This window comes from Paenisporosarcina sp. P4_E4_2, assembly GCF_056401595.1.
Genome location: NZ_JBFUJC010000242.1, coordinates 1 through 4,838, shown reverse-complemented (window position 1 = coordinate 4,838; position 4,838 = coordinate 1). Strand labels below are relative to the sequence as shown.

General features: G+C 40.5%; 6 protein-coding genes and 1 pseudogene. All 7 read left to right on the top strand.

Translation table 11 applies throughout. From position 1 onward, the window contains the following. A partial coding sequence (locus tag AC1DSB_RS14500) for an SDR family oxidoreductase (RefSeq protein ID WP_477586963.1) occupies positions 1-276 on the top strand: 276 nt, incomplete at its 5' end. A gap of 43 nt (positions 277-319) precedes the next feature. Continuing rightward, positions 320-577 carry a DUF3243 domain-containing protein gene (locus AC1DSB_RS14495; RefSeq protein WP_016427573.1) on the top strand — a complete coding sequence of 86 codons (258 nt, stop codon included), beginning with the start codon at positions 320-322 and terminating at the stop codon, positions 575-577. A gap of 189 nt (positions 578-766) precedes the next feature. Then, positions 767-1,564 carry a DUF3388 domain-containing protein gene (locus AC1DSB_RS14490; protein ID WP_016427572.1) on the top strand — a complete coding sequence of 266 codons (798 nt, stop codon included), beginning with the start codon at positions 767-769 and terminating at the stop codon, positions 1,562-1,564. A gap of 16 nt (positions 1,565-1,580) precedes the next feature. Continuing rightward, a complete protein-coding gene (locus tag AC1DSB_RS14485) occupies positions 1,581-2,426 on the top strand; it encodes a helix-turn-helix domain-containing protein (protein WP_477531786.1) in 846 nt (281 codons plus the stop codon). Between the two features lie 48 nt (positions 2,427-2,474). Further along, positions 2,475-3,053 carry a CDP-diacylglycerol--glycerol-3-phosphate 3-phosphatidyltransferase gene (gene pgsA, locus AC1DSB_RS14480; protein WP_477586962.1) on the top strand — a complete coding sequence of 193 codons (579 nt, stop codon included), beginning with the start codon at positions 2,475-2,477 and terminating at the stop codon, positions 3,051-3,053. A gap of 14 nt (positions 3,054-3,067) precedes the next feature. Then, a complete protein-coding gene (locus tag AC1DSB_RS14475) occupies positions 3,068-4,318 on the top strand; it encodes a competence/damage-inducible protein A (RefSeq protein WP_477586961.1) in 1,251 nt (416 codons plus the stop codon). 364 nt (positions 4,319-4,682) lie between these two features. Then, positions 4,683-4,838: pseudogene (locus tag AC1DSB_RS14470) on the top strand (recombinase RecA); the annotation flags it as partial.

Sequence of the window (4,838 nt, the reverse complement as noted above, 5' to 3'; positions counted from 1 at the left end):
GCCGTCAAAGGTGCGCAGCATGCTTTCGTAAAAGCTTATGCAAAGGAATCAGGCTCGTCTGGAGTTCGAGTCAATGTCATTGCCCCAGGAATCATTGATACGAAAATGAATGAAGCATTCGATGCGGGAGAAAGAATAGCGCTTGAAGATGAGATTCCTCTTCAAACTTTCGGTAAACCGCAGGACGTAGCCAATCTTGTTACTTTTTTAACCAGTGGAAATGCGGATTATATAACTGGTCAAGTGCTCCGGGTAAACGGCGGTTGGTACATATAATTTCTTTTTTTGCACATACTGTTTGTGAAAAGGAGGAATGGACATGGCCTTACTTGARAACTGGCAAAAATGGACACACTTTCTGGGTGTAAATGTAATGAACGCCGAATCAACTGGGATGACTAAAAAAGCCATCCAATCAACAGCTTATGAAATCGGCGATTACTTAGCCAAAAATGTGGATCCTAAGAACGAACAAGAGCGTGTTTTGTCGGATTTGTGGTCAGTTGCTACTGAAGATGAACAACATGCATTGGCGAACATGGTCGTCAAATTAGTTCAACAAAAAACTGTACAGTAAAAGAAAAGAAGGACATTGTTCCTTCTTTTCTTTTTTCCTTTTCTTACGTACATAAATCAGCTATGATAGAACCTAGAGTAGTTTGGAAACGTCATCTATTGAGAAAGACTTGAAAGGTGTCGCATTAGGAGGATTTTTGTTAAAAAATACTTGCTCCTTCAATAAGTTAGGCGGAAAGGTCGTTACATTATGCGCGAATGGTATTTTGAATATGAAATACAAATAAACCGTCCAGGATTGCTCGGGGATATTGCCTCTTTACTCGGTATGCTTCGTGTTAACATTGTGACAATTAACGGTGTAGACCAGGGCAGACGAGGGTTGTTGCTTCGTGCAGAGAATGATGAGCAAATTGAACGTTTTGAATTGATTGTTTCAACGATGGAAACGATTAAAGTTACAAAGTTCCGGGAACCGAAACTACGTGACATTTTAGCAGTCAGACACGGTCGATACATACAACGAGATGCGGATGATCGCAAAACATTTCGTTTTGTTCGGGATGAATTAGGTCTACTCGTCGATTTTATGGCAGAATTGTTTAAGCAAGAAGGACATAAATTAATCGGGATTCGTGGAATGCCTCGAGTAGGAAAAACCGAATCAGTTGTTGCAGCTAGCGTCAGTGCAAATAAAAAATGGGTGTTTTTATCTTCAACCATGATTAAACAAACCGTCCGTAGCCAATTGGCAGGAGACGAATTCAGTGATAATAATATTTTTATCCTGGACGGAATTGTGACGAGACAATCTACAGATGAACGTCATTTACAGTTGGTGCGTGAAATGATGCGCCTCCCGTCAATTAAAGTAGTTGAACATCCTGATATGTTCGTTCAACAATCAGATTACACGATTGAAGACTTTGATTACATTATTGAATTGCGACACGAACCAGATGAAGAAATAACATACGAAATGATGGAAAAAAACCAGATGATGTCTGAAAGAGGTAACTTAGATGGCTTCGGTGGTTTTAACTTTTAACAGGCAGGTGTTTTAGTTGACTGAATTAGGAACTCGTCTTAAAGAGGCGAGAACGGCAAAAGGATATAGTTTGGACGACTTGCAGGAAATGACGAAAATACAAAAACGTTATCTTGCCGGTATCGAAGAAGGCAACTACAGCATGATGCCGGGACCGTTTTATGTTCGAGCATTTATTAAGCAATATGCTGATGCAGTTGGATTGAATTCTGATGAATTGCTAGAGTCGTATAAGCAGGAAGTACCTTCTTCCACGAGTGAAGAAGTGCGTCAAACGATGACGTCTGCGCCTTCTAGACGCCGACCGATTGGAAGATCATCGAATAGTATGAACGAGATGATCCCGATGATCGTAGTGGCACTATTCATTATTATTGGTATCGTGATTTTTTGGTTTTCCTATCAAAATTTAGCGAAAAATGATGACCAATCTGCGGACGCTGTCGAGGACGAAGTGTCTATTGAACCTCCGACCGGAGATGAAACTCCGGTTGAAGAAGAGCCGGAAGTACCAGAAGATGTAGAGCCAGTACCGACTCAGAAAATTGAAATGGGTGCAATTGATGGTGAAACAACTAATTATACGGTTACAGGAGCCGAAACATTTTCAGTGAAAATTGTTGCACGAGGCAGAACATGGGTTGGTGTTAAAAATCCATCCGGTGTAGAAATGCTGGGTCGTGAATTAGCCGTGGGAGAAACGGTTAACCTAGATCTAAGTGATTTACCTTCGGCGCGTATTCGAGTTGGATCAGCATCGCAAATAGATGTCTTTGTCAATGACGAAAAAGTGGAGTATGGAATTTCACCAGCAGAAAAAATTGTTCAAAATATGATGATTCAATTTTCAAAACAGCAATAGTCATCTCTAACAAGATGGCTATTTTCTTTGAATCGAGAGGAGACAAAAATGAATATACCAAATCAAATTACGGTTTCAAGAATCATCATGATCCCTATATTTGTTGTTTTCATGTTAGTTGATTTTGGCTGGGGTGATGTTACATTTTTAGGATCAACTATACCAGTTGAACATTTAATTGGCGCAATCATTTTTATTTTTGCATCAGTAACGGACTTTATTGATGGATATTATGCGCGTAAACATAACTTGGTAACGAATATGGGTAAGTTCCTGGATCCACTAGCTGATAAATTATTGGTTTCTGCAGCCTTGATCATCCTTGTAGAACTTGGATTCGCACCTGCTTGGATTGTTATCATAATAATCAGCCGCGAATTTGCTGTTACGGGACTTCGTTTAATTCTTGCAGAAGAAGGTGAAGTTGTGGCAGCGAAACAATTGGGGAAAATCAAGATGTGGACTCAAATTGTCGCGATTTCCGCATTGCTACTTCACAATATTATTTTTGAAATGTTCTCTATTCCATTCRCTTCAATCATGTTGTATGTGTCATTGTTCTTTACGGTTTGGTCTGGATGGGATTACTTCTATGCAAACCGCCGTGTGTTACTCGACTCAAAATAGGGGCGTGAATGAAGATGAATGCTGAAATTATTGCAGTAGGATCTGAACTGTTGCTTGGACAAATCACAAATACAAATGCACGCTATATTTCGAGTCAACTGGCTGAACTGGGTGTCAATGTCTATTATCATACGGTAGTAGGTGATAACGCGGAGCGTTTAAAACAAGCGATTGAATTGGCTGAAACACGAGCGGATCTAATTGTATTCTCTGGAGGACTTGGTCCAACCAAGGACGACTTGACGAAAGAAACTATTGCAAGGCACGTAGGAACGGACCTTGTTATGGACGAGACCGCACTGATTTCCATTGAAGCATTCTTTAACCGTATAAACCTTCCGATGACTGAAAACAACAAGAAGCAGGCTCTTGTACTTGATGGCTGTGAAGTGTTGGCTAATCATAACGGTATGGCTCCGGGGATGTTCTATTCAAAAGGAAACCATGTGTATATCCTTCTGCCTGGACCACCTAAAGAAATGGAACCAATGTTTCAATTAGAAGCAAAGCCTGTTTTGGCAAGATGGCTGAATCAAGGAGAAGTGATTATTTCACACGTCCTTCGTTTTTATGGAATCGGTGAGGCGGAGCTTGAAACACGGATTATGGATTTACTGGATGCCCAAACTAATCCAACTATTGCGCCGCTAGCTTCCGATGGGGAAGTCACTTTGCGGATTACAGCCAAAACTTCTACAGAAGWAGAAGCGCTAAAATTGATTCAAGAAACTGAACAAGTATTACTTTCCCGCGTAGGAGATTATTTATACGGTTACAACGATGACTCGCTTGCATCAAGTGCAAGCAGATTATTAATAGAGCAAGGATTGACGATATCGGCAGCTGAAAGTTTGACAGCTGGATTATTCCAATCAGAACTGGCTGCCATCCCTGGTGTAAGTCAAACATTGGTTGGTGGTGTGGTTACATACACAGCGGAGTCGAAAATGAATCAGCTCGGAGTCTCAAAAGACATCATCGACCAATATGGAGTTGTGAGTGCTGAATGTGCGACTGCCATGGCCAGTAGGGTGAAAGCAATGTTCCAAACGGATATAGGCGTCGGACTGACTGGTGCAGCTGGTCCTAACTCTCATGATAATAAGCCAGCAGGCACTGTGTGGATCGCAATCAGCCTTCCTAATGATGATGTGGTGACTCACGAACTGCATTTAAGCGATATGCGTAATACCAATCGTCTGAGAGCAGTGATGAGGACGTTCCATTATTTGATTCAATTGCTATCAAACAATCAAGCACAATAATAGATTTGTAAAGGAGCAATCATTCTCATAAAGATTGCTCCTTTTTTGATAGGCATTGTAAAAAGAATGTTCCTCACTAGCCAACAAGTATGAACACCACATACTTGTGGATCTCCAGCTTCACGCTCTAGCGGCATGTTGGACTCAATGCTCGTACACGGAAAGGGAACCGATTCCTTCTATATTTTTAAATAATCTACAATAATAGTTTTATTGAGCCTTTTGAATAATGATGAGCTTGCCATTAAATATGATAAAAAAATAAACCGAATAAACGTTCGCTTTTTTCTTGTATATTTCTCATAAACCAAGTATAGTAGAGACAGAAGTTAAATTAGTGTTTAAATCAARGGAGGAACCATTCTTGAGCGATCGTAAAGCAGCGTTAGACATGGCGTTAAAACAAATTGAGAAACAATTCGGTAAAGGTTCTATTATGAAACTTGGCGAAAAAACTGATCGTGAAGTATTGACTACTTCCAGCGGATCTCTTGCACTTGACGTGGCACTTGGTGTGGGC

Bases quoted from the DNA above. Each gene is read 5' to 3' on its own strand.
- AC1DSB_RS14490 (WP_016427572.1), top strand. From the start codon at position 767: ATGCGCGAATGGTATTTTGAATATGAAATACAAATAAACCGTCCAGGA.